Genomic DNA, 26,505 nt, shown 5'->3' with positions numbered 1-26,505 from the left:
CCCGTCCTGGTCCTTCGCCTCCGACCCGTCCCGGTGCCTGGTCTGCGTTCTACCTCGGTCGTCGCCCGCCGGCCGCGGCTTCGTCTCCGTCGCGCCTCCGCCGCCGGCCGCCCTTGGCGTTCCCTCCGTCACGACCGCCCTCGGCCTGCGTCCGGCTCCGGCCGCCGTTCCCGGCGGTCCTCAGCCGCCGTGCTCCTCCGTCTCCTCCACGCGCTCCAGCAGGGCCACCGGCGTGTCCGCGAAGAGGTCCGCCACGCGCGCGTGCCCCGTGAAGTGCCGCCCCGGCGTCAGCGTGTCGGCCCACCGGCCGGGTGGCAGCGGCAGCGCCGTGCCGCGCCAGCCGCCCGCCTCGGCCAGCCGCAGCGACAGCCGGGTCACGGCCGTCACGGTCCCGCCGGAGCGGGCGAACGCCACGCAGTGCGCCGCCGCCGGGCCCTCGGCGGGCAGCGGTTCGTACGTCGCCGCGTCACCGAACGTGCCGGGCCGCCGCGCCCGCAGTGCCAGCGCCGCCCGGGTCACCGCGGCCTTCTCCCCGGCTTCCCCGTGTCCGGCCCCGGCGGCCGGGAAGTCCACCGCGCGGCGGTTGTCCGGGTCCACCAGCGCCAGGTACTCGTGCTCGGTCCCCTGGTAGAGGTCCGGCACGCCCGGCATCGTCAGATGGACCAGGGCCGTGCCGAGGACGTTGGCCCGGATGTGCGGCTCGAGCGCCTTGCGGAGGGCGGCCACCCGGGCGCCCGGCGCGCCGCACGGCCCCGACGCCACGAACCGGGCCACCGCCTCCTCGTAGGAGGGGTCCGGCTCCGTCCAGCTGGTGTGCGTGCCCGCCTCGCGCACATGCTTCAGCAGCGCCTCCCGCACGCGCTCCTCGTCCGCCGGGCCCAGCCCGAAGACCGTCTGCCACGCCGCCCACGCCGCCTGGCCGTCCGGCAGCCCCCCGCCCGCACGGGCGACCTCCGCCAGGACGTACGCCCACCGCTCCGGGCACTCGGTGAGCACCGCGAGCGCGGCGCGGACGTCCGCGCTCCGCTTGGTGTCGTGGGTCGAGACCACCGTGCCCGTCGCGGGCCAGTCGCGCTGCACGCGCGCGCAGTACCCGTGGAACTCCTCCGGGGACACGGCCGGACGGCCGGGGTCGCCGCCCACCTCGGTGGCCGACAGCAGCGGCACGTAGCGGTAGAAGGCCGTGTCCTCGACGGACTTGGCCCGCAGCGCCGACGCGGTCTGCGCGAACCGGGTCCGGAACTCCACGTGACCGGGACCGTCCCCGTACCGCCCCAGCACCAGGTCCCGTACGACGTCCACCGCCCCGGCCTCCTCCGGCACCGCGAAGGCGTGCCGCGCCTCGGCCGCCGCCTCCTCGGTGACGACCGTCGCCGGGTCCACCGACGCGTACGGCCGGTACACCTCCATACGGACCAGCAGTTCCCGCAGGGCCGTGCGCAGCGCCCAGGGCGCCCGGTCGCGAAGGGCGGGATCCGGCGCGGCCACGCACAGCCGGTGCGCCACCCGGGTCAGCCGGTCCAACTCGGCGGCCAGCTCGTGCCCGAGCACCTCGTACGCCGCGCACCGCACCGTCGCCGCCCAGTCCCCGCCCCGGTCCGCCCGCGGGCCGGCGAACCCGCGGTACCGCTCGAGCAGTCGCCCGTACCCCTCGGGGTCGGTGAACAGCCCGTCGACGTGGCGCAGGGCGTCGTACCCCGTGGTGCCGGCGACGGGCCAGGCGGCGGGCAGCCGCTCGCCGTCCGCGAGGATCTTCTCCACCACCGTCCACCGGCCGTCACTGGCCTCGTGCAGCCGCTCCAGGTACCCGTCGGGGTCGGCCAGGCCGTCGGGGTGGTCGACGCGCAGGCCGTCGACCACGTCCTCGCGCAGCAGCCGCAGGACCGTGCCGTGGGTGGCGTCGAACACCTCCGGGTCCTCCACGCGCACGCCGATCAGCTCGGAGATGCTGAAGAAGCGCCGGTAGTTCAGCTCGGTCCGGGCCAGCCGCCACCACACCGGGCGGTACCACTGCGCGTCGAGGAGCCGCGGCAGCGGCAGGCCCGCGGTGCTTTTTCGCAGCGGGAAGGCGTGCTCGTGGTAGCGCAGTACGTCGCCGTCGACCCGGAGGTCGTCCAGCACCTCGCCGACCGGGGCGCCCAGCACCGGCAGCAGGAGCTGTCCGCCGCCCGCCTCCCAGTCGACGTCGAACCATCGCGCGTACGGCGACCCGGGCCCCTCGCGCAGCACCTCCCACAGGGCGTGGTTGTGGCGCGGCGACATCGCCATGTGGTTGGGCACGATGTCCACCACCAGGCCCAGACCGTGCTCCCGCGCGGTGCGCGACAACGCCCGCAGCCCCTCCTCGCCGCCCAGTTCGGCGCGCACGCGCGCGTGGTCGACGACGTCGTATCCGTGCCGCGAGCCCGGGACCGCCTCCAGGACGGGGGACAGGTGCAGGTGCGACACGCCGAGTGAGGCCAGATACGGCACGGCCGCCGCCGCGGCCCCGAAGGGGAAGTCCGGCTGGAGCTGGAGCCGGTAGGTGGCCGAGGGGACGGCGGAGGAAGGAGAGACGGCGGAGGCGGGGGAGGCCGGGGACGGCACCGGGTCGGGTCGCTCAGGTGTCATGGAAACCTACGTACCCGCCCCGCCGCCTTTCCTGTCACCGGCCCCCCTGCACGGGTGCAGGGGGGCCGGTCCGGGAAGGGCCCCTACACGGGCCGCTGGAGCACCGTCAGGCTCCGGTCCGGCAGGGTCAGCCGGTCCCCGGCCTGCACCTTCGGCCCGGTGCCCGCGGGCACCCCCTCCGTCAGCGCGGTGTCGACGACCACCTCCCACTGCCGGCCGTGGTCGACCGGCACCACGAAGCCGAGCGGCTTCGGCGAGGCGTTGAACATCAGCAGGAAGGAGTCGTCGGCGATGCGCTCCCCACGGGCACCGGGCTCGGAGATCGCGTTGCCGTTCAGGAACACCGTGAGCGCGGAGGCCCGCGCCGAGTTCCAGTCCCGCTGGGTCATCTCGGCGCCCTCCGGGGTGAACCAGGCGATGTCCGACAGCTCGTCGTGCGTGCCCTGCACGGGACGCCCGTGGAAGAAGCGGCGCCTGCGCAGGACCGGGTGGTCCTTGCGCAGCCACACCATCGCGCGGGTGAACTCCAGGAGGCCGTGGTCGTCGTCGGGCCAGGCCACCCATGCCAGCTCGTTGTCCTGGCAGTAGGCGTTGTTGTTGCCCCGCTGGGTGCGGGCGAACTCGTCGCCGTGGCTGATCATCGGGACGCCCTGGGAGAGCAGCAGGGTGGCGATGAAGTTGCGCATCTGCCGGGCCCGCAGCTCCCGCACCGCCGGGTCGTCGGTGTCGCCCTCGACGCCGCAGTTCCAGGAGCGGTTGTGGCTCTCGCCGTCCCGGTTGTCCTCGCCGTTGGCGTGGTTGTGCTTGTCGTTGTAGGCCACCATGTCGTGCAGGGTGAAGCCGTCGTGGCAGGTCACGAAGTTGATCGAGGCCAGCGGGCGGCGCCCGTCGTCCTGGTAGAGGTCGGACGAACCGGTCAGCCGGGAGGCGAACTCCGCCAGCGTGCGCGGCTCCCCGCGCCACAGGTCCCGCACCGTGTCCCGGTACTTGCCGTTCCACTCGGTCCACAGCGGCGGGAAGTTGCCCACCTGGTAGCCGCCCTCGCCCACGTCCCACGGCTCGGCGATCAGCTTCACCTGCGAGACCACCGGGTCCTGCTGCACCAGGTCGAAGAACGACGACAGCCGGTCCACCTCGTGGAACTGCCGGGCCAGGGTGGCCGCGAGGTCGAAACGGAACCCGTCCACGTGCATCTCGGTGACCCAGTACCGCAGCGAGTCCATGATCATCTGGAGTACGTGCGGGGACCGCATGAGCAGGGAGTTCCCGGTCCCCGTGGTGTCCGTGTAGTAACGGGGATCGTCGGCCAGCCGGTAGTACGAGGGGTTGTCGAGGCCCTTGAAGGACAGCGTCGGGCCCAGGTGGTTGCCCTCGGCCGTGTGGTTGTAGACCACGTCCAGGATCACCTCGATGCCCGCCTCGTGCAGCGCCTTGACCGCCGACTTGAACTCCAGCACCTGCTGGCCGCGGTCGCCCCACGAGGCGTACGCGTTGTGCGGTGCGAAGAAGCCGACCGTGTTGTAGCCCCAGTAGTTGTTGAGCCCCATGTCCACCAGGCGGTGGTCGTTGACGAACTGATGCACCGGCATCAGCTCGAGCGCCGTCACCCCCAGCCCCGTGAGGTGCTCGATGAGCGCCGGGTGCGCGAGGGCCGCGTAGGTGCCGCGCAGCTCCTCCGGCAGACCCGGGTGGCGCATGGTCAGGCCCTTCACATGGGCCTCGTAGATCACCGTGTGGTGGTACTCCGTCCGGGGGCGGCGGTCGTCGCCCCAGTCGAAGTACGGGTTGACCACGACCGACGTCATGGTGTGCGGGGCCGAGTCGAGGTCGTTGCGCCGTTCGGGTGCGCCGAAGTGGTAGCCGTACACCTCCTCGCCCCACTGGACCTCCCCGCTGATCGCACGCGCGTACGGATCGAGGAGCAGCTTGGCGCTGTTGCAGCGCAGTCCGCGCTCCGGGGCGTACGGGCCGTGCACGCGGTACCCGTACCGCTGCCCCGGCATCACGCCCGGCACGTACGCGTGCCGCACGAACGCGTCGCTCTCCCGCAGTTCGATCGCCGTCTCCGAGCCGTCGTCGTGCAGCAGACACAGCTCTACTCGGTCGGCGGCCTCCGTGAAGACCGCGAAGTTGGTGCCGGCGCCGTCGTACGTGGCACCCAGTGGATACGCCTCTCCAGGCCAGACCTGCATGAACACGACTCTTTCAGGTGTGGGGCGCCGGTGCGGACGCCTTGGCTCCGAGTCCCCCGGAAGTCTCCCCGAAAGTGAGGCGACCACCTAGCACGTACGTCCTCCTACCCACCCGGGCGGCGTTCCCTCCGCAGCCGTCGCCGCGAGGGGTGCGGAGCCGCCGCTGCGGCACCCGGCCACGTCACCGCTATGAATCCGCTCACTCCCCGGTGTGAGCGCCGGAGGAACACGCCTGTGGATCAAGGAGGTTGGTGAAAACCGGCCCGTCCATCGGGCTGCACCGCGGACCGCTGGCGGAGTACCCTTCCTTGATCGTTGGGACGGGGTGTCCCCGGCAGTGACCGGGGGAGCGGAAGGCGGTACTCGGGTGGGCTCGGGAGGGCTGGAGCTGCCGCCTGGTGACGAGGGTCATCAGGGGGACTCCGCGGACGTCCCGCCCGGTGCGGTGTCCCTGGCGCGGCCGATGAACGCGGGGGCGATCGGTCCGGAGCTGGACTGGGACTCCGACGCCTGGCACGAGGTGCGCACCCGCGCCCAGCGGGCGGGCCGGGCCTACATCTGGCTGAACCTCGTCGAGCAGCGGCTGCGCGCGGTGGTGGCCGCCGTCCTGCGGCCGGTCTACGAACCGGTGCACGGCGACGACTGGGTGGTCGCCGCCGCCGGACCCGCCGGCCAGGAGTGGGTGCAGCGCGCGGTCGCGGTGCGCGAGGTCAGCCGCCGCAAGGGCTATCTCCTCGACCCGGCCGACGACAACGTCCTCAGCTTCCTCACCCTGCCCCAGCTGCGCGAGCTGATGGTGCAGCACTGGCCCTGCTTCGAGCCCTACGTGGACGAGCGCCGCGACGTCGAACTGGCCCTGGACGAGCTGGAGGTCACCCGCAACGTCGTCTCCCGCAACCGGGCCCTGTCCGAGGCGGTCCTGAACCAGGCCGAACGGGCCTCCGCACGCCTGCTCGAGGTGCTCGGCGCGGGCAGCGACGTGCCGTCCGCGCGCCGGCTCCCGGTGGACGCGGTGGAGGACCTGGTCGGGGACCGCTACGCCGACGTGGTCGCCGTGCACTCGGACCGGGTGCGGCTGCTGCGCCAGTTCCCGGCCGAGGACCTGTTCGGCAGCGCCCGCCGCGTGGACGCCCTCGGCATCGGCCTCAACCTGCTCGTGCAGAACTTCTCCGGCCGCCGCCTGCTGCGGATGGCCGAGGGCGGCGGCCGGGTGCGGCTGCTCTTCCTGAACCCGGCCTCCAGCGCCATCAAGCGCCGCGAGCGCGAACTGGGCATCAAGCGGGGCGAGCTGAGCCGCGCCGTGGAGATGAACATCCTGCACATGCGCCGGGTACGGGCCCGGCTGCGGGACCCGGGCGCCTTCGAGATCCAGGTCTTCGACGAGACACCCCGCTTCACGGCCTACCTCGTCGACGGGGACGGCGCCGACGGCGTCGCGGTGGTGCAGTCCTACCTGCGTCGCACCCGGGGCATGGAGGCGCCGGTCCTCGTCCTGCGCAACGGACGCAACGGCGGAAAGGTGGTGAAGTCGGACCGGCTCGACGAAGGCGGACTCTTCCCCACCTACCGCGAGGAGTTCGAGCTGATGTGGGCGGATTCACGCCCGGTGTCGTGAACGCCGTCCGCTCCGGGGCCGACGCGGGGCCGGGCGGGCGTAAGCGGAATGCGGTCCTCTGATTGTCAGTGGCCCGTGCGAAGGTGGAGACCACTGGGGGAACGCACCACCAAGAAGGGGGACCGCCCATGGGCTGGCACCGGGAGCTGCTGATCGGCTTCGACCTGGAGACGACGGGCACCGATCCGCGCGAGGCGCGCATCGTCACGGGTGCCGTGATAGAGGTCAGGGGCTCGGAGCCGCTCGGCCGGCGGGAGTGGCTGGCCGACCCCGGCGTGGAGATCCCGGCGGACGCGGTGGCGGTCCACGGCATCAGCAACGAACGCGCGGCCAGTGAGGGCCGCCCCGCCGACCAGGTCGCGGACGCCATCGCCGATGTCCTCGCGGACCACTGGAAGGCCGGCGTCCCGGTCGTCGCGTACAACGCGGCCTTCGACCTCACCCTGCTCTCCGCCGAACTGCGGCGCCACGGACTGCCGTCCCTGCGCGAGCGCCTGGGCGGCCTGGACCCCGCCCCCGTCATCGACCCGTACACCATCGACCGTTCCGTCGACCGCTACCGCCGGGGCAAGCGCAACCTGGAAGCGGTCTGCCGGGAGTACGGCGTCCCGCTCGACGCCGCCCACGACGCCACGGCAGACGCCCTCGCCGCTGCCCGGCTGGCCTGCGCGATAGCCGGCCGCCACCCGAAGGTCGCGGCCCTCGGTCCGGCGGACCTGCACCGCCGCCAGATCGAGTGGTACGCCGAGTGGGCGGCGGACTTCCAGAGCTTCCTGCGGCGCAAGGGCGACGCCACGGCCGTCGTCGACGGGACCTGGCCGCTGCGCGAGCCGGCCGAGGAGCCCGCCGACCAGCGGGTGTGACCCCGGTCCCGCGCACCCCCACGGGTCAGAAGGGGTACCAGCGGACCCCGGGGTCCTCCTCCCGCAGCGACGCCACCCTGCGTTCGAACTCGGCCAGCGCCTTCGGGTTGCTCGGCGCGTGCTGGGCCACCCAGGCACAGCTCGCGGTCTCCCGGGCGCCGCGCAGCACCGCACAGCCGTCCCACGCGCGCACGTCCCAGCCGTAGGTCGCGGTGAAGGCGTCGTACGCCTCGGCGGGCAGCCCGTAGCGGTCCCGGCTCAGCGCCATCACCACGAGGTCGTGCTCGCGCAGGTCGGCGGAGAAGGTCTCCAGGTCGATCAGGACCGGCCCGTCGGGACCGACGTGCACGTTGCGGGGCAGCGCGTCCCCGTGGATGGGTCCCGGCGTCAGCCGCGGGGTGAGCGCGGCGGCGGCCGCCGCGAAGCCGTCCCGGCGCTCACGCAGATACGCGGCGTCCGCCGGGTCGATCACGTCGCCCGCCAGGCGCAGCCAGCGTTCCACACCGCCCAGCAGCTCGCGGGGCGGCAGCTCGAAGGAGGAGGGGAGGGGCAGCTCGTGGACCAGCCGGAGCAGCGCGGCCACGTCCCGGGGCTCGGTGGGCCGCACGGGGTCGGGCAGCCGCCGCCACACGGTCACCGGGTGCCCGTCGACGATCAGCGCCGTCGGCTCGGCCGCCCGCACCGCCGGCACGCCCGCCTCCTCGAGCCAGAGCGCGACGGCCAGTTCCCGGCGCGCCCGCGCGAGGAGTTCGGCGTCCCGGCCCACCTTGACCGCCAGGCCGCCGGCGGCGAACACCGCGTTCTCGCCGAGGGCCAGCAGCCGCGCCTCCCGGGTCGGCCCGGGCAGCACGTCCGCCGCGGCCAGCACCTCCCGCGCCCGTGCCTCGTCCATCGTCTCGCGCCTCCGTGCCTTCGGTGTGCTCTGTGTTCCCGCCGGTCGCGGTGTTCCCGCCGTCCGTCGGTCAGTGTCGCATTCGCACAGGTGGGAGCGTGTACGCGGGCCCTTGACGGGACACGGTCACTTCACGACCATGGCCAGGCCCGTCCGAGCCGCGCAAAGGGGTTGATTACGTGACATTGGTGACCGAGTCGAGGAGACCGGCGCGCCGTGCGCCCGGCCCGGACCGTCCACGGGGCGGACCGGACCACGGTGCCTGGTTCCTGGTGCTGCCCGCGCTGATCCCGATTCTGGTCCTCAGCGTCGGGCCGCTGCTCTACGGCATCGTGCTGGCGTTCACCGACGCCCAGTCGGGCCGCACGGAGCCCACCGAGTGGATCGGCACCCTGAACTTCCAGGACCTGCTGCACGACACGCTGTTCTGGGAGTCGTTCCGGATCGGCCTGGTGTGGGCCGTCGGGGTGTCGGTCCCGCAGTTCCTGCTCGCACTCGGCCTCGCCCTGCTGCTCAACCAGAACCTCCGGCTGCGCTGGGCGGCCCGCGCCCTCGCGATCATCCCCTGGGCGATGCCCGAGGTCGTCGTCGGCATCATGTGGCGGCTGGTCTACAACACGGACGCCGGCATCCTCAACGAGACCCTGCGCGACCTCGGCCTCGGCAACGGCCACGACTGGCTCAGCGGCCTCGGCACCGCCCTGCCCGCCGTCATCGTCGTCGGCGTCTGGGCCGGCATGCCGCAGACCACGGTCGCCCTGCTCGCCGGACTCCAGAACACCCCGCGCGAACTGCACGAGGCGGCCGCCGTGGACGGCGCGGGCGCCTGGCGCCGCTTCCGCACCGTCACCTGGCCCGCCCTCAGACCCGTCGCGCTCGCCATCACCGCGCTCAACCTCATCTGGAACTTCAACTCCTTCGCCCTGGTCTACGTGCTGACCAACGGAGGCCCCGGCGGCCGCACCCGGCTGCCCATGCTCTTCGCCTACGAAGAGGCCTTCCGCTACGGGCAGTTCGGCTACGCGGCGGCGATGGGCTGCGTCATGGTCGCCCTGATCTCGATCCTGCTGGCCGTCTTCCTCGCCGGCCGGCTCCGCGGCGGAACCAAGGGAGGTGACGAGGCGTGAGAACCTCGACCGGGGCCCGCGTGGGCCAGTACGCCGCGCTGCTCGCGTATCTGGTCTTCCTGGCCTTCCCGTTCCTCTGGCTGATCTCCATCGCGTTCAAACCGCCGCGCGAGCTGGCCAGTCTGCACCCCACCTGGATCCCGGAGCACCCCACCCTCGACAACTTCCGGCAGGCCTTCGACGAGCAGCCGCTGCTGCGCGCGGGGCTCAACTCCCTGCTCGCCGCGCTCGGCGCCGCCGTGATCGCGGTGCTGATCGCCACCCCGATGGCGTACGTCATGGCCCGCCGCCGCGGCCGGCTCACCAAGGCGGCCACCGGGTGGGTCGTGGTCAGCCAGGCCTTCCCCTTCGTCCTGCTGATCATCCCGCTGTTCCTGGTCCTCAAGAACCTCGGCCTGATCAACTCGGTCCCCGGCCTGGTGATGGTGTACGTCGTGTGGTCGCTGCCGTTCGCCCTGTGGATGCTCGCCGGATACGTCCGCGCCGTGCCGCGCGAGCTGGAGGAGGCGGCCGCGGTCGACGGCGCCGGGCGGCTGCGGACCCTGGTCTCGGTGACCGCGCCACTGCTCGCCCCGGGGATCGTGGCGACGGCCCTGTTCGCGTTCATCACCGCGTGGAACGAGTTCTTCTTCGCGCTGGTGCTGCTGAAGACACCGGAGAAACAGACGCTGCCCGTGATCCTCACCCACTTCATCGGCGCCGAGGGCGTCGCCGACCTCGGACCGCTCGCCGCGGCGGCCTTCCTCGCCACACTGCCCTCGCTGCTCGTCTTCGCCCTCATCCAGCGGCGGATCACGGGCGGCATGCTCGCCGGGGCGGTGAAGAGCTGATGACGCGGACGCGTACGAGGATCCTCACCCTGTTCACCTGTGCCGTCCTGCTGCTCGCGGGCTGCTCGGGCGGCGGCGACGGGGCGGACGACGGCCGGATCACCCTCCGCTTCCAGTCCCTGGCCTGGCAGGACGAGTCGGTGAAGGCCAACAGGGAACTGGTGCGGGAATGGAACGCCGGCCACCCCGACGTGCGCGTCGAGTACGTCCAGGGCAGCTGGGACAGCGTCCACGACCAGCTCCTCACCTCCTTCGAGGGCGGCGAGGCGCCCGACATCATCCACGACGCCTCCGACGACCTCGCCGACTTCGCCTACGGCGGCTACCTCGCCGACCTCACCGGACTGCTGCCCGCGCGGCTGACGTCGGACATACCGGAGCGCAGCTGGGAGACGGTCACCTTCGGCGACGGCGTCTACGGCGTGCCGTTCCTCCAGGAGCCGCGGGTGCTGATCGCCAACGCGACCCTGCTGAAGGAGTCGGGCGTGCGGATCCCGACGCCGGAACACCCCTGGACCTGGCCGGAGTTCCGGCAGGTGACGAAGGAGCTGAGCGGCGACGGGACGTACGGTGTGGCCTGGCCGCTCAAGGAGCCCGTGTCCGCCACGCTCAACCTCTCCCTGTCCACCGGCGGACAGCTCTTCCACCGCGGCGCCGACGGCAAGGTGACCGTCCGCTTTGAGACGGGCGACCAGGTGGTGCCCCGCACCGTGCACGACCAGGTCGACACCGACCACAGCGCCTCGCCCACCACCCTGGGCAGCGGCGGCTCCGACACGCTGCCCGGCTTCTTCGCGGGCAAGTACGCGATGGTGCCGCTCGGCTTCTCCTACCGCCAGCAGATCGAGCAGCAGGCCCCCGAGGGCTTCGACTGGCAGGTGCTGCCCGCCCCGGCCGGCGCCGACGGGCTAGCCCAGGGGGTCAGCCCGCAGACCCTGTCGATCGCCGAGGACAGCCCGCACGAGAAGGAGGCCGCCGCGTTCGTCGACTTCCTCCTCCAGCCGGACAACATGGTGCGGCTCGCACTCGGCGACTGGATGCTGCCCACCGGTGTGCAGGCCCTGAAGGACCCGGCCCTGCACACCGACGAGCACGGCTGGGCCACCGGCACCGCCCTCGCCGAGCACCTGCGCTCGGCGCCCGCGCAGTCCGTACGGGGCTACGCCGAGTGGAAGGACAAGGTGGCGACCCCGGCGCTCCAGGAGTACTACAGCGGGGCGATCGGCATGGACGAGCTGCGCCACAGACTCGAGGAGGACGGCAACCTGGTCCTCGCCCGCTACCAGCGCTGACGGCACCCGCGGAGACCCCGTCGACGGCCGCTCTCCGAAGGTCCGTCGACGGCCGCCCGCGCGAAAACCGGTTGCCCGCCGGGCGCCCGCCCGCCTAGCGTCGCGTCCGTGGCAGCTTTCAACGCGATCTTCAACTCCGGTCTAGGCCGGGGCTGCACGTACTCCATCAGGATGCGGCGCGGCCCCGGAGCCCTGACCGGCCCGGGGTCCCCCCGCCGCTGACGCGCCCGACGCGCCCGACGCGTCCTCTGCACGTGCGGCGGGGCTGAGCCTCCGCATTCCCTTTTGCCTTCGTCTTCCGGTCAGGGCCTTCGGCTGCCCTTTTCCCCTCCTGTCACGGAAGACAAGGACCGCAGGCCATGGCCCGCCCCACCCAGCGTGCCCGCACGCTCTCGCAGAACTTCCTCGCCGACCGCGCCACCGCCGAGCACGTCGCCCGGCTCGCCGCCGCCGACCGCTCACGCCCTCCCCTCGTGCTCGAAGTGGGCGCGGGCAAGGGCGCGCTCACCGAGCCGCTCGCCCGCCGCAGCCGCGAGCTGCACGTCTACGAGATCGACCCGCGGCTCGTCCCCGGACTCCGCGCACGTTTCGCGCGCAGCCCGCACGTCCGCGTCGTCCCCGGTGACTTCCTCGCCGCCCGGGCCCCGCGCACGCCGTTCTCGGTCGCCGGGAACGTGCCCTTCTCGCGCACGGCCGACATCGTCGACTGGTGCCTGACCGCGCCCGGCCTCACCGACGCGACCCTCATCACCCAGCTCGAGTACGCCCGCAAACGCACCGGCGACTACGGCCGCTGGACTCTGCTCACGGTCCTGACCTGGCCGCGGCACGAGTGGCGGCTGGTGGGCCGGGTGAGCCGCCTCCGCTTCCGCCCGGCGCCGCGCGTCGACGCCGGCATCCTCCGCATCGAACGCCGTCCCGCCCCGCTGATCGGCGCCGCCGCCGGGCGCGGCTGGGCGGACCTGGTCGAGCTGGGGTTCTCGGGCGTCGGCGGCTCACTGCACGCCTCCCTGCGGCGTGCCCACCCCCGGCGCCGGGTGGACGTGGCCTTCCGTGCCGCGCGGCTCGACCCCGGCGCGCTCGTCGGCGAGGTCGCCCCGGAGCGGTGGCTGGGGCTGCACGAGGAGCTGGCGCCGTGAACCGAAAGGAGTGCCACGAAATGACCCCGAAGGAGTGCCACGAGATGAACCCGAAGGAGCCGCACGAGATGAACCGAAAAGAGTTGCACGAGACGTCTCGTCTCGCATACGGTCGTCGCATGACCAGTCGCCCCGCGCACATCGCCATGTTCTCCATCGCCGCCCACGGCCACGTGAACCCCAGCCTGGAGGTGATCCGCGAGCTCGTCGCACGAGGGCACCGGGTGACGTACGCGATCCCGCCGCTCCTCGCGGACAAGGTCGCCGGGACGGGCGCCGAACCCACGCTCTGGAACAGCATCCTGCCCGGCCCCGACGCCGACCCGGAGGCGTGGGGGAGCACCCTGCTGGACAACGTCGAGCCCTTCCTCGACGACGCGATCCAGGCGCTCCCGCAGATGGCCGAGGCCTACGAGGGGGACGAGCCGGACCTGATCCTGCACGACATCGGCTCCTACCCCGCCCGCGTCCTCGGCCGCCGCTGGAACGTGCCCGTGATCTCCCTGTCGCCCTGCATGGTCGCCTGGGAGGGGTACGAGCAGGAGGTCGGCGAGCCGATGTGGGAGGAGCCGCTGAAGACCGAGCGCGGGCAGGCGTACTACGCCCGCTTCCACGCCTGGCTGGAGGAGAACGGGATCACCGACCACCCCGACCCGTTCGTCGGCCGCCCCGACCGCTCCCTGGTGCTGATCCCCAAGGCGCTCCAGCCCAACGCCGAGCGGGTGGACGAGAAGGCGTACACCTTCGTCGGCGCCTGCCAGGGGGACCGCACCGCCGAGGGCGAGTGGACGCGTCCCGAGGGCGCGGAGAAGGTCGTCCTCGTCTCCCTCGGGTCCGCCTTCACCAAGCAGCCCGCGTTCTACCGGGAGTGCGTCCGGGCCTTCGGCGAGCTGCCCGGCTGGCACACCGTGCTCCAGGTGGGCCGGCACGTCGACGCCGCCGAGCTGGGCGACGTACCGGACAACGTGGAAGTGCGCACCTGGGTACCGCAGTTGGCGGTGCTCCAGCAGGCCGACCTGTTCGTCACCCACGCGGGCGCGGGCGGCAGCCAGGAGGGACTGGCGACCGCCACTCCGATGATCGCCGTACCGCAGGCCGCGGACCAGTTCGGCAACGCCGGCATGCTCGAGGGTCTCGGCGTCGCCCGTACGCTCCCGACCGAGGAGGCCACCGCCGAGGCGCTGCGCACCGCCGCCCTCGCCCTGGTCGACGACCCGGAGGTGGCCGGACGTCTGCGGGAGATCCAGGGGCAGATGGCCCGGGAGGGCGGCACCCGGCGGGCCGCCGACCTCGTCGAGGCGGAGCTGGCCGCCGCGCGCGTCTGACCCGGCACGGTACGGCGAAGGGCCCGTCGGTTCCCCCGGAACCGACGGGCCCTCCGGCCTTGGCGGAGAGTGAACCGGTCAGACCCCGACCGGTTCGCCCCGCTCCCCGCGCTCGCCCTGGCCGTCCCGGACCGTCGGCGCGACCGCCTCGGGCGACTCGTCGTGGGTCAGGTCGGGCAGCCGGTGCAGCCACTTCGGCAGGTACCAGTTGCGCTCGCCGAGCAGCGACATCACGGCCGGCAGCAGGACCCCCCGGATGATCGTCGCGTCGATCAGCACCGCCGCCGCCAGGCCCACGCCCATCTGCTTCATCGACTGCATGGACAGCGTGCCGAAGATGGCGAACACCGCGACCATGATGACGGCGGCGCTGGTGACGACGCCCGCCGTGGTGACCACGCCGTGCTGGATCGCGTCCCGGGTGGAGCGCCCGCGCAGCCGGGCCTCACGGATCCGGGAGACCACGAACACGTGGTAGTCCATCGACAGGCCGAACAGGATCACGAAGAGGAACAGCGGCAGCCAGGTGATGATGGCGCCCACGCCCTCCGCGCCCACCAGCGAGGCGCCCCAGCCGTGCTGGAAGACGGCGACCAGGATGCCGTACGCCGCGCCCACCGACAGCAGGTTGAGCACGATCGAGGTGAGCGCGACCGTCAGCGAGCGGAAGGACAGCAGCATCAGCAGGAAGGCGAAGACCACGACGAAGGCGAAGACCGGCAGGACCGAGCCGACGAGTTGGTCGTTGAAGTCCTTGTTGCCGGCCACCTGACCGGTGATCGGCGCCTCGACGCCCTCGACCTTGCCCAGCGTCGCGGGCCGCACGTCGTCCCGGAGCTTGTCCAGGCTCTCGCCCGCCTTGTCCTGGTCGGAACCGCCCACCAGCGGGACGTACACCAGCGCGACGTTCTGCCGGCCGTGCACCGTGATGTCCACGGGACCGCGCGAGGCCCCCGAACTGACCGCCCGCTCCCGGAAGTCGGCGAGCGCGGCCCGCACCTCGGGCGCGTTGATGTCGTCGGCCTTCACCACCACCTCGGCCGGGTCGGACCCGCCGGGGAACGCCTCGTTGACCCGGTTGTACGTCTGCACGATGGGCAGCGAGTCGCCGAACTCCTGGTCCAGCGTGAGGTTCTGCGTCTTCATCCCCAAGGCGGGCGCGGCGACCGCCAGCAGCGCGCCGACGGCGACCACGGCGGCGAGCAGCGGCTTGGCCAGTACGCGCTTCAGCACCGCCGTCCAGAACCGGCTGCCCTCACTGGTGCCGCCGCTCGGCCGGCGCCGGCGCAGGAACGGCACGCGGCCCTTCTCCACCCGCTCGCCCAGCAGGGACAGCAGCGCCGGCAGCACCGTCACCGAGCCGACCATGGCCACCGCGACCACCATCAGCGAGGCCAGGCCCATCGCCTCGAACTCGGCGATGCCGGTGAACAGCATGCCCGCCATCGCCACGCACACCGTGACACCGGAGACGACGATCGCCCGGCCACTGGTGGCGGCGGCGATCCTGAGCGCCGTCTGCGCGTCCCGGCCGGCGGCCCGCTCCTCGCGCTCGCGGCGCAGGTAGAACAGGCAGTAGTCGACGCCGACGGCCAGACCGACCAGCAGCATCACGGAGTTCGCGGTCTCGCTCATCGGCTGGACGTGGCTGACCAGGCCCATCAGGCCCATCGTCGCGACGATCGCGGTGATCGCCAGCGCCACCGGGACCAGCGCCGCCACCAGCGCGCCGAACGCGACGAGCAGGATGCCGAGCGCCACCGGCACCGCCGAGTACTCGGCCTTCTTGAAGTCGTCGCCGAACGCGTCGTCGAACGTCTTCATCATGCTGGCGCCGCCGATCTCCTCGATCCGCAGCGCGTCGTGCTCCTTCTGGACGCCCTCGACCGCCTTCAGCACCGGCTCGACCCGCTCGCCCGCGGTGTCCGCCTCGCCGCGCATGTCGAACTGCACCAGCGCGCTGCGGCCGTCCTTGGAGATCGTCCTGGCGTCGTACGGCGAGGTGACGCCCGTGACCTTCCCGGTCTTCTCCACCGCCGCGACGACCGCGTCGACCGCGGCCCGGAACTCGGCGTCCGTGGCCTTGACGCCGCCGTCCTTCGCCTGGATCAGGACGGTCTCGCCGGCCGGCTCGTCGATCCCGGCGTCCTCGACGATCCTGGCGGCGGTGTGCGTCTCGCCGCCCATCTGGTCGCTGTCCTTGACGTCGACCCGGCCGGCCGCCGAACCGAGCCCCATCGCCAGGACGACGAACAGCACCCAGATCCCGACGGCGGCCCATCGGTGCCGGGCGCTCCAGCCGCCCGCCCGGGCGGCTATGCCCCGCACCCGTGTCTCTCGGTTCCGCATGACCGGCCTGCCCCCTCATGAGCGGTGCCGGCCCCCTGCCGCCACCTTGCGTTTCGAAGGTATGGGCCGCATAAGGCCGTCGCGTCGTGCTCTCCGGTGACGTGCGGCGGCGTCGCCCTCATCCCTCCGTACCGCCGTGCTCACCGCTGAGGAGGATCCCGGCCCCTTACATCTACCGGGCGATCCCAGGGGTGTTGATCAGGGTGCGGTGGCGCGCCGGAGCCTTTTGGAAGAGTTGTTGATTAAGTCACAGGCGTGTGTAGTGGTTGAACCCCGCGCACCGCATCGGCGAGAGTGACGCGCACGTGCGCCCGGCGCGCGGACCCGGCCGTCGTGCCCGCCCCCACGGGGCACGACGGCCGTTCTATGGTGTGCGGATGACGACGATGTACGCGGCGCTGCTGCGCGGGATCAACGTGGGCGGCAGCCGGAAGGTCCCGATGGCCGACCTCCGCGCGCTGCTGACCTCCCTCGGCCACGACGCCGTACGCACCCATCTGCAAAGCGGACAGGCCGTCTTCGCGTCCGGCCACGGCGACGAGGACACCCTGGCCGCGGAACTGGCGGAGGCGGTCGAGAAGCGGTTCGGCTTCCGCGTGGACGTGATCGTGCGCGACCACGCCTACCTGAAGGGGATCGTCGAGGCGTGCCCGTTCCCGGCCGCCGAGCTGGAGGGCAAGCAGCTGCACGTCACCTACTTCTCCGCGCCCGTCGACGCGGACCGCTTCGCGGCGATCGACGCCCCGGCCTTCCACCCCGAGGAGTTCCGCCTCGGCGACCGCGCCCTGTACCTCTACGCACCGGACGGCCTGGGCCGCTCCAAGCTGGCCGAGGTCCTCGCCAAACCCCGCGTCAACAAGGGCCTGATCGCCACCAGTCGCAACTGGAACACGGTCACCAAGCTGGTGGAGCTGACGGGTCCCTGACGGGCTCCCGACGGGTTGTTGACCTTCAGGCCCCGACCGCCAGCGCCACCGGCACCCGCGCCCCGTCGTACCGCTCCAGCAGGACCCGCGCCACCTCCGGCGCGGGACCCAGGACGTCCGCCAGCACGTCCGCACCGGCCGCGCCCCGGGCGATACGGTCCGGCAGGAAACCCGGCGCCAGGACGTACGGGGCGACGGCGACGCGGGCACAGCCCAGCTCGCGCAACCGCCGTACCGCGTCCTCGGTGCGCGGAAGGGATGCGGAGGCGAACGCAGGCCGCACGGCGCACCAACCGGTGTGCCGCCACTCCCGCGCGATTTCAGCGATCACTGCGATCGCCTCCGGGTCGGAGGACCCCGCCGAGGCCAGCACGACCCCGGTCGAGGACTTGTCGGCGGGCGTCAGGCCCGCCTCGTACAGGCGCCGTTCCAGCGCCGAGACCAGCAGCGGCGAGGGGCCGAGCACCTCCGCCTGCCGGATCCTGAGCCGCGGCGGCGCCGCCGCCAGCACCGCCGGGATGTCCGACTTGGCATGGAAGGCGCGGGTCAGCAGCAGCGGGAGCGCCACGACGTCCCGCACCCCCTCCGTCTCCAAGGACTCCAGCACGCCCGGCACCGAGGGCACGTTGAAGTCCAGGAAGCCGGTCTCCACCCGTACGTCCGGGCGCAGCGCCCTGACCCGGCGGACCAGGGCGTGCACGGTCGCGGCGTGCCGCGGGTCGCGGCTGCCGTGGGCGATGACGAGAAGCACCGGCGCGGACATGGCGTACCTCAGCTCTTCACCAGCAGGCCGCGGCTGCGCAGGACCCAGCGTTCGAGGGGGCTGAAGATGATCAGGTCGATGGCGATGCCGACGGTCAGGATGAGGAGGATGGCTTCGAAGACCATGGCCATGTCGCTGGCGTTGCGGCCGTTCTCGAGGAGTTGTCCGAGGCCGACGCCGAGGTCGGGGAAGGAGGCGATGATCTCGGCGGCCATCAGGGAGCGCCAGGAGAAGGCCCAGCCCTGTTTGAGGCCGGCGACGTAGCCGGGGAGTGCGGCGGGCAGCACGATGTGCCAGGTGCCCTTGAGTCCGGTGGCGCCGAGGGTGCGGCCGGCGCGGAGGAAGACGGGGGAGACCTGGTCGACGCCGGAGACGAGGCCGTTGGCGATGGAGGGCACGGCGCCGAGGAGGATGACGGCGTACATCATCGTGTTGTTCAGGCCCAGCCAGATCACGGCGGGCGGCACCCAGGCCACCGACGGCAGCGACTGGAGGCCGGAGAGGATGGGGCCGATGGCCGCGCGGACGAACTTCACGCGGGCGACGAGGAGTCCCAGCGGGGTGCCGATGAGGAGTGCGAAGCAGAAGCCGAGCAGGCCGCGGGAGACGCTGGTCCAGATGTAGCCGAGCAACTCGCCCTGGAGCCAGGCCTGGTGGACCACGTCCCACACGTCCAAGGGGGCGGGCAGCTTCGTCGGATCGTCGACGATCTCGAAGGAGACCAGGCCCTGCCACACCGCCAGCACGAGGAGTACGGCGACGGTGGGCGGCAGAACCTTCTCGACCAGGGTCTGCCGCAGCGGGGTGCGTCCCTGCTGCACCGACTCCAGTGCGTCGAGGCCCGCCTCCAGACCGGCGAGATCGCCGCTCTCCTTCGCGGGACGCGTCGTGTCAGTGCTGGCCATGGCGGCGGATCTCCCCACGCAGTTCTTCGGTGATCTCGACGGACAGTTCCGCCACGGCGGTGTCCTCGATGCGGCGCGGCTGCGGGATGCCGACCGTCCACTGGCGGGCGATGCGTCCGGGCCGCGAGGACAGCAGGACGACCCGCTCGGCCAGCCGCACGGCCTCGCGGACGTTGTGCGTGACGAACAGCACGGACAGCTGCGTCTCGCGCCAGATGCGGGTCAGCTCGTCGTGCAGCACGTCCCGTGTGATGGCGTCGAGGGCCGCGAAGGGCTCGTCCATCAGCAGCAGCTTGCTCTCCTGGGCGAGCGCGCGGGCCATCGCGACCCGCTGGCGCATACCGCCGGACAGTTCGTGCACCCGCTTGCCGTACGCGCCCTTGAGGCGGACGAGTTCGAGCAGCTCCTCCGCCTTGTCACGGCGGTCGGACTTGGGCACGCCCCGCAGCCTGAGGGCGAGTTCGATGTTCTTCCCCGCGGTCAGCCACGGGAACAGGGCGTGCTCCTGGAACATCAGGGCCGGTCGCCCGTCCGTGGTGATGCCGCCCGCGGTGGGCTTGTCGAGGCCCGCCACGAGGTTGAGCAGGGTGGACTTGCCGCAGCCGGAGGCGCCCAGGAGGGTGACGAACTCGCCGGGGGCGACATCGAGGGTGATGTCGTCCAGGACGAGCTGCTGCCCGGCGGGGCCCGCGAAGGACTTCGAGACGTGCTCGATCCGGGCGGCGTACGTGGCCGGCTCGGTGCCGTCGGCGGCCTTGGCGAGGGTCGTGGTCGTGGCCATGGTCGTCACCTCCTGGGTGGTCGGGTTCCGGGTCGGTGCTCTACTCGACGCCGAGTCCGGCGTCGTCGACCGGGGGCTTGCCCTTGGCCTTGAGGACCTTGTTCAGCAGCGTCAGGTCGTAGATGCCGTCCAGGTCGGGCTGCTCCAGCAGACCGGCCTTCACGGCGTGGTCCGCCTCGGCGTCGAGGGTGGCGGCCAGCGGGTCGTCGGTGAGCCTGATCGATTCCCACGCCGGGTCCAGGACGTCGGCGGGCAGGGCCTTGCCGGAGTCCTTCTCCAGCTGGGTGTTGGCCGCTGCCTTCGCCTCGTCGGGGTGGGTGGTGATCCAGGCGTTGGTGTCGACCGACGCCTGGAGGACTGCCTGGACGGCCTTGGGGTGCTCCTTGAGGAACTTCTGCGACACGATGATGTTCGTGATCACGAACTTCTCGTCCGGCCACAGCGTCGACTCGTCGAGCAGGACTGTGCCGCCCTCGGCGACCAGCCGGGACGCGGTCGGCTCCGGCACCCACGCGCCGTCGACGGAACCGGACTTGTAGGCGTTCGGGGTGACCTTGTTGTCACTGCGCACGACGGTGACGTCGCCCTTGCCGCTCTGCGCGTCGACCTTCCAGCCCTGCTCGGCGACCCAGTTGAGGAACGCGACGTCCTGGGTGTTGCCCAGTTGCGGGGTGGCGATGCGCTTGCCCTTGACGTCCTTCAGGGTCTTGATCTTGTCCGGGTTGACCACCAGTTTCACGCCGCCGGAGGCGGAGCCGCCGACGATGCGCAGGTTCCTGCCGCCGGACTTGGTGTAGCCGTTGATCGCCGGGGACGGGCCGATCCAGCCGATGTCGATGGAGCCGGAGTTCAGCGCCTCGATCTCGGACGGGCCCGCGTTGAAGACCGCGTACGTGGCCTCGGTGCCGCCCAGTGCCTTCTGGAAGAAGCCCTTCTGGTTCGCGACCAGCGGGATGGCGTGCGTGATGTTGCCGAAGTACCCGATCCGCACGGAGTCGAGACCGTCGATCTTCTCGGCACCGGCCGCGATCTTCGCGGTGTCGTCGTCCTTCGCCTGCGAGCCGTAGCCGCAGGCGGCCAGCGTCAGCAGGGGAAGGGCGGCTATGACCGCCAGCGTGCGGCGCAGGGCGGAGGTGGCAGGCACGGGAGGGGTTCCTCTCGTTGGTCCGGCACGCACGCCTGTCGGTTCGTCCGAGGTGTCAGGTCGTGGCCGGGAGGTCGGCAGGTCTTCGGCTGTGGAGGGTGAGGGCGCGCGAGCGGTGCGCGTACGTCAGCGCGCACATCGCGCCACCCCGCCCTGCCCGCTGCCGAGGAAGCCGCTGCCGACGCGGCCACCCTCCTTGGCGAACGTGGAGTAGAAATCGAGGGAGCCCATACTCAGAAGTCCCACCCGTCGGCTTCAGCCGGGTCCTTGACCGGTTCCGGCGCGGCGAAGGACTCCCCGGCCATGCCTGCGGTGAGGGTGGTGCCGTCGGCGGGGTCGATGAGGATGAAGGAGCCGGTGCGTCGGGAGTCGGCGTAGGAGTCGGCGGGCAGGGGTTCGGCGGTGCGGATCTTGACGCGGCCGATGTCGTTGGCGACGAGCTGCCCGGGGTGCGGGTGCAGGGACAGGTCGTCCAGGGTGAGCCGGGCCGGGATGTCCTTGACGATCGCCTTGACCGTGCGGGTGCCGTGTTTGAGGAGGACCCGGTGGCCGACGGTGAGGGGTGCGTCGGCGACGTGGCAGACGGTGGCCTCGACGTCCTGGCTGGTGGCCGGGGCGTCCTCGCGGGGCACGATCAGGTCACCGCGCGAGACGTCGATGTCGTCCTCGAGGAGCAGTGTCACCGACTGCGGTGTCCAGGCGGCCTCGACGGGGGTGCCGAGCAGGTCGATGCCGGACACGGTGGACGTGCGGCCGGAGGGCAGGACGGTGACCTCGTCGCCGACGCGGAAGGTGCCGGCGGCGATCTGGCCCGCGTAGCCGCGGTAGTCGGGGTGCTCGGCGGTGCGCGGCCGGATCACGTACTGCACCGGCAGCCGGGCGTGGCAGTGCGCCAGGTCGTGGCTGACCGGCACGGTCTCCAGGTGTTCCAGGACGGTGGGGCCGCCGTACCAGTCCATGACCGCGGAGGCCTCCACCACGTTGTCCCCGGCGAGGGCGGAGATGGGGATGGCGGTGACCTCCGGGACGCCCAGTTCGGTGGCGTAGGCGGTGAACTCCTCGGCGATCGCGGCGAACACGGGCTCCTGGTAATCCACCAGGTCCATCTTGTTGACGGCGAGGACGACGTGGGGGACGCGCAGCAGGGCGGCGATCGCGGCATGCCGGCGGGTCTGCTCCACCACTCCGTTGCGGGCGTCGACCAGGATCACGGTGAGCTCGGCGGTGGAGGCGCCGGTGACCATGTTCCGCGTGTACTGCACATGCCCGGGGGTGTCGGCGAGGATGAAGCGGCGGCGGGGGGTGGCGAAGTAGCGGTAGGCCACGTCGATGGTGATGCCCTGCTCACGCTCGGCCCGCAGGCCGTCGGTGAGCAGCGCGAGGTCCGGGGCGTCCTGGCCGCGGCTGGCGGAGGCACGCTCGACGGCCTCCAGCTGGTCGGTGAGGACCGACTTGGAGTCGTGCAGCAGTCGGCCCACCAGCGTGGACTTGCCGTCGTCGACCGACCCGGCGGTCGCGAACCGCAGCAGCGTCGACTCCGACAACTGCCACACCGACACCGCACTCTCACCGGAGACGGCGGGCTCGACGGGCTCTTGGGTGCTGGTCATGGTTAGAAGTACCCCTCGCGCTTGCGGTCTTCCATCGCGGCCTCGGACATCTTGTCGTCGGCCCGCGTCGCACCGCGCTCGGTGAGCCGGGTGACGGCGATCTCCGCGATGACCTTCTCGATGCTGTCGGCGCCGGAGTCGACGGCGCCGGTGCAGGACATGTCACCGACCGTGCGGTAACGCACCCGCCGCTTCTCGATCGTCTCGCCGTCCCTCGGCCCGCCCCACTCACCGGCCGTCAGCCACATCCCGGAGCGGGCGAACACCTCACGCTCGTGCGCGTAGTAGATCTGCGGCAGCTCGATCCCCTCCCGGGCGATGTACTGCCACACGTCCAGCTCGGTCCAGTTCGACAGCGGGAAGACCCGGACGTGCTCGCCCGGCGCGTGCCGGCCGTTGTACAGGTTCCACAGCTCGGGACGCTGACGACGCGGATCCCACTGGGAGAACTCGTCCCGCAGCGAGAACACCCGCTCCTTGGCACGCGCCTTCTCCTCGTCCCTGCGCCCACCGCCGAAGACCGCGTCGAACCGCTCCGCCTGGATCTTCTCCGTCAGCGGCAGCGTCTGCAACGGATTACGTGTCCCGTCGGGGCGTTCGCGCAGCACCCCGCGGTCGATGTAGTCCTGCACCGACGCCACATGCAGCCGCAGCCCATGCCGCTCCACCGTGCGGTCCCGGTAGTCGAGGACCTCGGGGAAGTTGTGCCCGGTGTCCACGTGCAGCAGCGAGAACGGCACCGCCGCCGGCGCGAACGCCTTCAGCGCCAGATGCAGCATCAGGATCGAGTCCTTGCCACCGGAGAACAGGATCACCGGCCGCTCGAACTCACCCGCCACCTCCCGGAAGATGTGCACCGCCTCCGATTCGAGCGCGTCGAGGTGGGAGAGGGCATACGGGCCGGCCGTACCCTCCCGCGCGGCTTCCGCGGTCGTCGTCATGCCAGTCCCCTTTCGGTGAGCAGGGCGTGGACCGCCGCGGCGGACTCCTGGACTGTCTGGTCCTGCGACTCGATGCGCAGGTCGGGCTTGACGGGCTCCTCGTAGGGGTCGTCGACCCCGGTGAGGCCGGTCAGCTCGCCCGCGGCCTGCTTGGCGTACAGGCCCTTCACGTCGCGCACCGAGCACACCTCCACGGGCGTGGCCACGTGCACCTCGACGTACGCCGTGCCGTTCGCCTCGTGACGCTCACGGACCGCGTCCCGGCTGTCCGCGTACGGCGCGATCACCGGGACCAGCGCCGTCACACCGTTGCGGGCGAGCAGTTCGGCGACGAAACCGATGCGCTGCACGTTGGTGTCCCGGTCCGCGCGGTCGAAGCCGAGGCCCGCGGAGAGGAACTCGCGGATCTCGTCGCCGTCGAGCAGTTCGACGCGCCGGCCCTCCTCACGGAGGCGGTCGGCCAGCTCGCGGGCGATCGTGGTCTTGCCGGCGCTGGGCAGCCCCGTGAGCCAGACGGTGGCTCCGGTCGTCACGTGGTTCTCCCTGGATCTCGATGGTCCGGTGGTCGTCGGCCCGGTGGCCGTCGGTCCCTTGGTGGTCGTCATGTCAGCCGTGCAGCCCGCACTCGGTCTTCGAGCGGCCCGCCCAGCGTCCGGCTCGGGCGTCCTCGCCCTCCAGCACACGACGGGTGCAGGGCGCGCAGCCCACGGAGGCGTAGCCGTCCATGAGCAGCGGATTGGTGAGGACGCCGTGCTCGGTGACGTACGTCTGCACATCTTCCTGTGACCACTTGGCGATGGGCGAGATCTTCACCTTGCCCCGCTTCTCGTCCCAGCCGACGACCGGCGTGTTCGCCCGGGTCTCCGACTCGTCGCGGCGCAGCCCGGTCGCCCAGGCCTGGTACCCCTTCAGGCCCTCCTCCAGCGGCTTCACCTTGCGCAGCGCGCAGCACAGGTCGGGGTCGCGGTCGTGCAGCCGCGGACCGTACTGGGCGTCCTGCTCGGCGACCGTCCGGCGCGGGGTGAGCGTGATGACGTTCACGTCCATCACGGCCTCGACCGCGTCGCGGGTGCCGATGGTCTCCGGGAAGTGGTAACCCGTGTCGAGGAACACCACGTCCACGCCGGGCAGGGCGCGGGAGGCGAGGTGGGCGACGACCGCGTCCTCCATGGACGAGGTCACGCAGAACCGGTTGCCGAACGTTTCCGCCGCCCACTGGAGGATCTCCAGCGCGGAGGCGTCCTCCAGCTCGCGGCCCGCCCGCTCGGCGAGTGCCCTGAGTTCCTCGGTCGTACGTTCTTCCTGAACCGCGGTCATGTCGGTTCCCCTCCCGTGGAGTTGGGCTGAAGACCCCGGGCGAGCAGCCCGAGGAACTTCACCTGGAATGCGCGGTTGCAGGCCCCGCATTCCCAGGCGCCGTGGCCCTGCTCACCGGGACGCAGGTCCTCGTCGCCGCAGTAGGGGCAGTAGAAGGGCGCGGCGCGCTCGCTCACGACAGGGCCTCCTCGGAGGCGCGGGCCGCCCAGGCGGCGAAGCGCTCGCCGTCCTCGCGCTCGGCCTGGAAGCGGGTGAGGACGCGCTCGATGTAGTCCGGCAGGTCGTCCGAGGTCACCTTCAGGCCGCGCACCTTGCGGCCGAAGCTCGGCTCCAGGCCGAGGGCGCCGCCCAGGTGCACCTGGTAGCCGCCGACCTGCCGGCCCTCGGCGTCGGTCATCAGCTGGCCCTTGAGGCCGATGTCCGCGGTCTGGATGCGGGCGCAGGCGTTCGGGCAGCCGTTGATGTTGATGGTGATGGGCTCGTCGAACTCGGGCATCCGGCGCTCGAGTTCGTCCATCAGGTCGCTGCCGCGTTCCTTGGTCTCCACGATGGCGAGCTTGCAGAACTCGATGCCGGTGCAGGCCATCGTGCCGCGCCGGAACGGCGAGGGGTTGACCCGCAGGTCGAGCGCCTCCAGGGACTCCACGAGCGAGTCGACCCGGTCGCCGGGCACGTCGAGGACGATCATCTTCTGCTCGACGGTGGTGGAGACCCGGCCCGAGCCGTGGTTCTCGGCCAGCTCGGCGACCTTGGTGAGCACGGATCCGTCCATGCGTCCCACGCGCGGCGCGAAGCCGACGTAGAAGCGGCCGTCCTTCTGGCGGTGCACACCGATGTGGTCGCGCCACTGCCGCGCGGGCATCTCGGGCGCCGGGCCGTCGATCAGCTTGCGGCCCAGGTAGTCGTCCTCGAGCACCTGGCGGAACTTCTCCGGGCCCCAGTCGGCGACCAGGAACTTCAGGCGGGCGCGGTTGCGCAGCCGCCGGTAGCCGTGGTCGCGGAAGATCGAGGTGACGCCCTCCCAGACGTCCGGGACCTCGGCCTCGGGCACCCAGGCGCCCAGCCGCACACCGAACTTGGGGTTGGTGGACAGTCCGCCGCCGACCCACAGGTCGAAGCCGGGGCCGTGTTCGGGGTGGACCACGCCGACGAAGGAGATGTCGTTGATCTCGTGGGCGACGTCGAGCAGCGGGGAACCGGAGACCGCGGTCTTGTACTTGCGCGGCAGGTTGGAGAAGCGCGGGTCGCCGAGGTAGCGGCGGGCGATCTCGTCCAGGGCGGCGGTGCCGTCGATGATCTCGTCCTCGGCGACGCCGGCCACCGGGGAGCCGAGCATGCCGCGCGGGCAGTCGCCGCAGGCCTCGGTGGTGGACAGGCCGACGGCCTCGAGACGCTCCCAGATGCTGGGCACGTCCTCGATGCGGACCCAGTGGAACTGGATGTTCTGCCGGTCGGTGATGTCGGCGGTGCCGCGGGCGTACGTTTCGGAGAGCTCACCGATGGTGCGCAGCTGCTCGGTGGTGAGCCGGCCGCCGGTGACGCGGACGCGCAGCATGAAGTACTCGTCCTCGAGCTCCTCCGGCTCCAGCAGACCGGTGCGGCCGCCGTCGATGCCGGGGCGGCGCTGCGTGTACAGGCCCCACCAGCGGAAGCGTCCGCGCAGGTCGTTGGGGTCGATCGAATCGAAACCGCGCTCGGAGTAGATCGTCTCAATACGTGTCCGAACGTTGAGACCGTCGTCGTCCTTCTTGAACTGCTCGGCGCCGTTGAGCGGGGTGAAGTGTCCGGCCGCCCACTGGCCCTCGCCGCGGTGACGGCTCACCTTGCGGCGGGGGCTCGCGGCAGCAGGCTTCGGCGGAGTGGCGGCCATGGGTGACACGTCCT

22 protein-coding genes are annotated in these 26,505 nt (G+C 72.0%); 8 read left to right on the top strand and 14 right to left on the bottom strand.

Going from position 1 to position 26,505, the window contains the following annotated elements:
- Nucleotides 1-180: 180 nt before the first annotated feature.
- Complete coding sequence (gene treY, locus OHA99_RS07070) at nucleotides 181-2,610, bottom strand: malto-oligosyltrehalose synthase (protein ID WP_405694753.1); 2,430 nt, start codon at nucleotides 2,608-2,610, stop codon at nucleotides 181-183.
- An 83-nt stretch (nucleotides 2,611-2,693) separates the two neighbouring features.
- The gene (glgX, locus tag OHA99_RS07065; RefSeq protein WP_405694752.1) at nucleotides 2,694-4,802 is read right to left on the bottom strand and encodes a glycogen debranching protein GlgX; all 2,109 of its coding nucleotides are present in this window, start codon (nucleotides 4,800-4,802) and stop codon (nucleotides 2,694-2,696) included.
- 367 nt (nucleotides 4,803-5,169) lie between these two features.
- On the opposite strand from glgX, the gene OHA99_RS07060 reads away from it, so the two are divergent.
- Together OHA99_RS07060 and OHA99_RS07055 are read left to right on the top strand one after the other, a co-directional pair.
- Nucleotides 5,170-6,417, top strand: a complete 1,248-nt coding sequence (locus tag OHA99_RS07060) for an SAV2148 family HEPN domain-containing protein (protein ID WP_164382491.1) — start codon at nucleotides 5,170-5,172, stop codon at nucleotides 6,415-6,417.
- A gap of 128 nt (nucleotides 6,418-6,545) precedes the next feature.
- Nucleotides 6,546-7,280, top strand: coding sequence for a 3'-5' exonuclease (locus tag OHA99_RS07055; protein WP_165684433.1), 735 nt, complete (start codon nucleotides 6,546-6,548; stop codon nucleotides 7,278-7,280).
- Between the two features lie 25 nt (nucleotides 7,281-7,305).
- On the opposite strand, the gene OHA99_RS07050 is transcribed toward OHA99_RS07055, so the two are convergent.
- On the bottom strand, nucleotides 7,306-8,172 hold the full coding sequence (locus tag OHA99_RS07050) for a phosphotransferase enzyme family protein (protein ID WP_405694749.1): 867 nt from the start codon (nucleotides 8,170-8,172) through the stop codon (nucleotides 7,306-7,308).
- Nucleotides 8,173-8,351: 179 nt separating this feature from the next.
- On the opposite strand from OHA99_RS07050, the gene OHA99_RS07045 reads away from it, so the two are divergent.
- From OHA99_RS07045 to OHA99_RS07025, 5 genes are all read left to right on the top strand, one after another.
- Complete coding sequence (locus OHA99_RS07045) at nucleotides 8,352-9,299, top strand: carbohydrate ABC transporter permease (protein ID WP_405694747.1); 948 nt, start codon at nucleotides 8,352-8,354, stop codon at nucleotides 9,297-9,299.
- On the top strand, nucleotides 9,296-10,129 hold the full coding sequence (locus OHA99_RS07040) for a carbohydrate ABC transporter permease (RefSeq protein WP_042821841.1): 834 nt from the start codon (nucleotides 9,296-9,298) through the stop codon (nucleotides 10,127-10,129). Before OHA99_RS07045 ends, OHA99_RS07040 begins: the two co-directional genes overlap by 4 nt.
- Nucleotides 10,129-11,421 carry an ABC transporter substrate-binding protein gene (locus tag OHA99_RS07035; RefSeq protein WP_405694745.1) on the top strand — a complete coding sequence of 431 codons (1,293 nt, stop codon included), beginning with the start codon at nucleotides 10,129-10,131 and terminating at the stop codon, nucleotides 11,419-11,421. Before OHA99_RS07040 ends, OHA99_RS07035 begins: the two co-directional genes overlap by 1 nt.
- A gap of 359 nt (nucleotides 11,422-11,780) precedes the next feature.
- Nucleotides 11,781-12,560 carry a 23S rRNA (adenine(2058)-N(6))-methyltransferase Erm(O) gene (gene erm(O) / locus OHA99_RS07030; protein WP_405694743.1) on the top strand — a complete coding sequence of 260 codons (780 nt, stop codon included), beginning with the start codon at nucleotides 11,781-11,783 and terminating at the stop codon, nucleotides 12,558-12,560.
- Nucleotides 12,561-12,628: 68 nt separating this feature from the next.
- Nucleotides 12,629-13,885, top strand: a complete 1,257-nt coding sequence (locus tag OHA99_RS07025) for a glycosyltransferase (protein WP_405698914.1) — start codon at nucleotides 12,629-12,631, stop codon at nucleotides 13,883-13,885.
- A gap of 78 nt (nucleotides 13,886-13,963) precedes the next feature.
- Here the strand turns inward: OHA99_RS07025 and OHA99_RS07020 are convergent, their stop codons facing one another.
- Complete coding sequence (locus OHA99_RS07020; RefSeq protein ID WP_366473951.1) at nucleotides 13,964-16,234, bottom strand: MMPL family transporter; 2,271 nt, start codon at nucleotides 16,232-16,234, stop codon at nucleotides 13,964-13,966.
- A gap of 377 nt (nucleotides 16,235-16,611) precedes the next feature.
- On the opposite strand from OHA99_RS07020, the gene OHA99_RS07015 reads away from it, so the two are divergent.
- A complete protein-coding gene (locus OHA99_RS07015) occupies nucleotides 16,612-17,160 on the top strand; it encodes a DUF1697 domain-containing protein (protein WP_165684428.1) in 549 nt (182 codons plus the stop codon).
- 25 nt (nucleotides 17,161-17,185) lie between these two features.
- Here OHA99_RS07015 and OHA99_RS07010 read toward each other — a convergent pair whose 3' ends face one another.
- The 10 genes from OHA99_RS07010 to OHA99_RS06965 form a co-directional block, all read right to left on the bottom strand.
- Nucleotides 17,186-17,923 carry a sirohydrochlorin chelatase gene (locus OHA99_RS07010; RefSeq protein WP_405694740.1) on the bottom strand — a complete coding sequence of 246 codons (738 nt, stop codon included), beginning with the start codon at nucleotides 17,921-17,923 and terminating at the stop codon, nucleotides 17,186-17,188.
- Nucleotides 17,924-17,931: 8 nt separating this feature from the next.
- Nucleotides 17,932-18,828, bottom strand: coding sequence for an ABC transporter permease (locus OHA99_RS07005; RefSeq protein ID WP_405694738.1), 897 nt, complete (start codon nucleotides 18,826-18,828; stop codon nucleotides 17,932-17,934).
- Entirely contained in the window at nucleotides 18,815-19,609 is a 795-nt protein-coding gene (locus tag OHA99_RS07000; RefSeq protein WP_165684425.1) for an ABC transporter ATP-binding protein, read from the bottom strand. The genes OHA99_RS07005 and OHA99_RS07000 overlap by 14 nt, the downstream gene beginning before the upstream one ends.
- A gap of 40 nt (nucleotides 19,610-19,649) precedes the next feature.
- Nucleotides 19,650-20,753, bottom strand: coding sequence for an aliphatic sulfonate ABC transporter substrate-binding protein (locus tag OHA99_RS06995; RefSeq protein ID WP_405694736.1), 1,104 nt, complete (start codon nucleotides 20,751-20,753; stop codon nucleotides 19,650-19,652).
- A 233-nt stretch (nucleotides 20,754-20,986) separates the two neighbouring features.
- Nucleotides 20,987-22,363: a sulfate adenylyltransferase subunit 1 gene (locus tag OHA99_RS06990; RefSeq protein ID WP_405694734.1), complete on the bottom strand. Its 1,377-nt coding sequence runs from the start codon at nucleotides 22,361-22,363 to the stop codon at nucleotides 20,987-20,989.
- A 2-nt stretch (nucleotides 22,364-22,365) separates the two neighbouring features.
- Nucleotides 22,366-23,304: a sulfate adenylyltransferase subunit CysD gene (gene cysD / locus OHA99_RS06985; protein ID WP_153177344.1), complete on the bottom strand. Its 939-nt coding sequence runs from the start codon at nucleotides 23,302-23,304 to the stop codon at nucleotides 22,366-22,368.
- The gene (cysC, locus tag OHA99_RS06980; RefSeq protein ID WP_165684422.1) at nucleotides 23,301-23,909 is read right to left on the bottom strand and encodes an adenylyl-sulfate kinase; all 609 of its coding nucleotides are present in this window, start codon (nucleotides 23,907-23,909) and stop codon (nucleotides 23,301-23,303) included. Before cysC ends, cysD begins: the two co-directional genes overlap by 4 nt.
- 1 nt (nucleotide 23,910) lies before the next feature.
- On the bottom strand, nucleotides 23,911-24,621 hold the full coding sequence (locus tag OHA99_RS06975) for a phosphoadenylyl-sulfate reductase (RefSeq protein WP_153177342.1): 711 nt from the start codon (nucleotides 24,619-24,621) through the stop codon (nucleotides 23,911-23,913).
- Entirely contained in the window at nucleotides 24,618-24,797 is a 180-nt protein-coding gene (locus tag OHA99_RS06970; RefSeq protein WP_030404156.1) for a hypothetical protein, read from the bottom strand. The genes OHA99_RS06975 and OHA99_RS06970 overlap by 4 nt, the downstream gene beginning before the upstream one ends.
- Complete coding sequence (locus OHA99_RS06965; RefSeq protein WP_405694730.1) at nucleotides 24,794-26,491, bottom strand: nitrite/sulfite reductase; 1,698 nt, start codon at nucleotides 26,489-26,491, stop codon at nucleotides 24,794-24,796. The genes OHA99_RS06970 and OHA99_RS06965 overlap by 4 nt, the downstream gene beginning before the upstream one ends.
- Nucleotides 26,492-26,505 lie beyond the last annotated feature (14 nt).

It is taken from the genome of Streptomyces coelicoflavus, from assembly GCF_045041415.1.
Classification (GTDB): domain Bacteria; phylum Actinomycetota; class Actinomycetes; order Streptomycetales; family Streptomycetaceae; genus Streptomyces; species Streptomyces coelicoflavus.
The sequence above is the reverse complement of the archived record's forward strand: the minus strand, read 5'-3'. Positions and strand labels throughout refer to the sequence as shown.

What these genes read in the sequence shown, in the direction of transcription:
- OHA99_RS07015 (WP_165684428.1), top strand. Translation starts at nt 16,612, where the DNA reads ATGACGACGATGTACGCGGCGCTGCTGCGCGGGATCAACGTGGGCGGC.
- OHA99_RS06965 (WP_405694730.1), bottom strand. Translation starts at nt 26,491, where the DNA reads ATGGCCGCCACTCCGCCGAAGCCTGCTGCCGCGAGCCCCCGCCGCAAG.
- OHA99_RS06990 (WP_405694734.1), bottom strand. Translation starts at nt 22,363, where the DNA reads ATGACCAGCACCCAAGAGCCCGTCGAGCCCGCCGTCTCCGGTGAGAGT.
- OHA99_RS07050 (WP_405694749.1), bottom strand. Translation starts at nt 8,172, where the DNA reads ATGGACGAGGCACGGGCGCGGGAGGTGCTGGCCGCGGCGGACGTGCTG.
- cysD (WP_153177344.1), bottom strand. Translation starts at nt 23,304, where the DNA reads ATGACGACGACCGCGGAAGCCGCGCGGGAGGGTACGGCCGGCCCGTAT.
- OHA99_RS07020 (WP_366473951.1), bottom strand. Translation starts at nt 16,234, where the DNA reads ATGCGGAACCGAGAGACACGGGTGCGGGGCATAGCCGCCCGGGCGGGC.
- OHA99_RS07035 (WP_405694745.1), top strand. Translation starts at nt 10,129, where the DNA reads ATGACGCGGACGCGTACGAGGATCCTCACCCTGTTCACCTGTGCCGTC.
- cysC (WP_165684422.1), bottom strand. Translation starts at nt 23,909, where the DNA reads ATGACGACCACCAAGGGACCGACGGCCACCGGGCCGACGACCACCGGA.
- OHA99_RS06975 (WP_153177342.1), bottom strand. Translation starts at nt 24,621, where the DNA reads ATGACCGCGGTTCAGGAAGAACGTACGACCGAGGAACTCAGGGCACTC.
- OHA99_RS07010 (WP_405694740.1), bottom strand. Translation starts at nt 17,923, where the DNA reads ATGTCCGCGCCGGTGCTTCTCGTCATCGCCCACGGCAGCCGCGACCCG.
- OHA99_RS07025 (WP_405698914.1), top strand. Translation starts at nt 12,629, where the DNA reads ATGAACCGAAAAGAGTTGCACGAGACGTCTCGTCTCGCATACGGTCGT.
- glgX (WP_405694752.1), bottom strand. Translation starts at nt 4,802, where the DNA reads ATGCAGGTCTGGCCTGGAGAGGCGTATCCACTGGGTGCCACGTACGAC.
- OHA99_RS07000 (WP_165684425.1), bottom strand. Translation starts at nt 19,609, where the DNA reads ATGGCCACGACCACGACCCTCGCCAAGGCCGCCGACGGCACCGAGCCG.
- OHA99_RS07005 (WP_405694738.1), bottom strand. Translation starts at nt 18,828, where the DNA reads ATGGCCAGCACTGACACGACGCGTCCCGCGAAGGAGAGCGGCGATCTC.
- OHA99_RS07055 (WP_165684433.1), top strand. Translation starts at nt 6,546, where the DNA reads ATGGGCTGGCACCGGGAGCTGCTGATCGGCTTCGACCTGGAGACGACG.
- treY (WP_405694753.1), bottom strand. Translation starts at nt 2,610, where the DNA reads ATGACACCTGAGCGACCCGACCCGGTGCCGTCCCCGGCCTCCCCCGCC.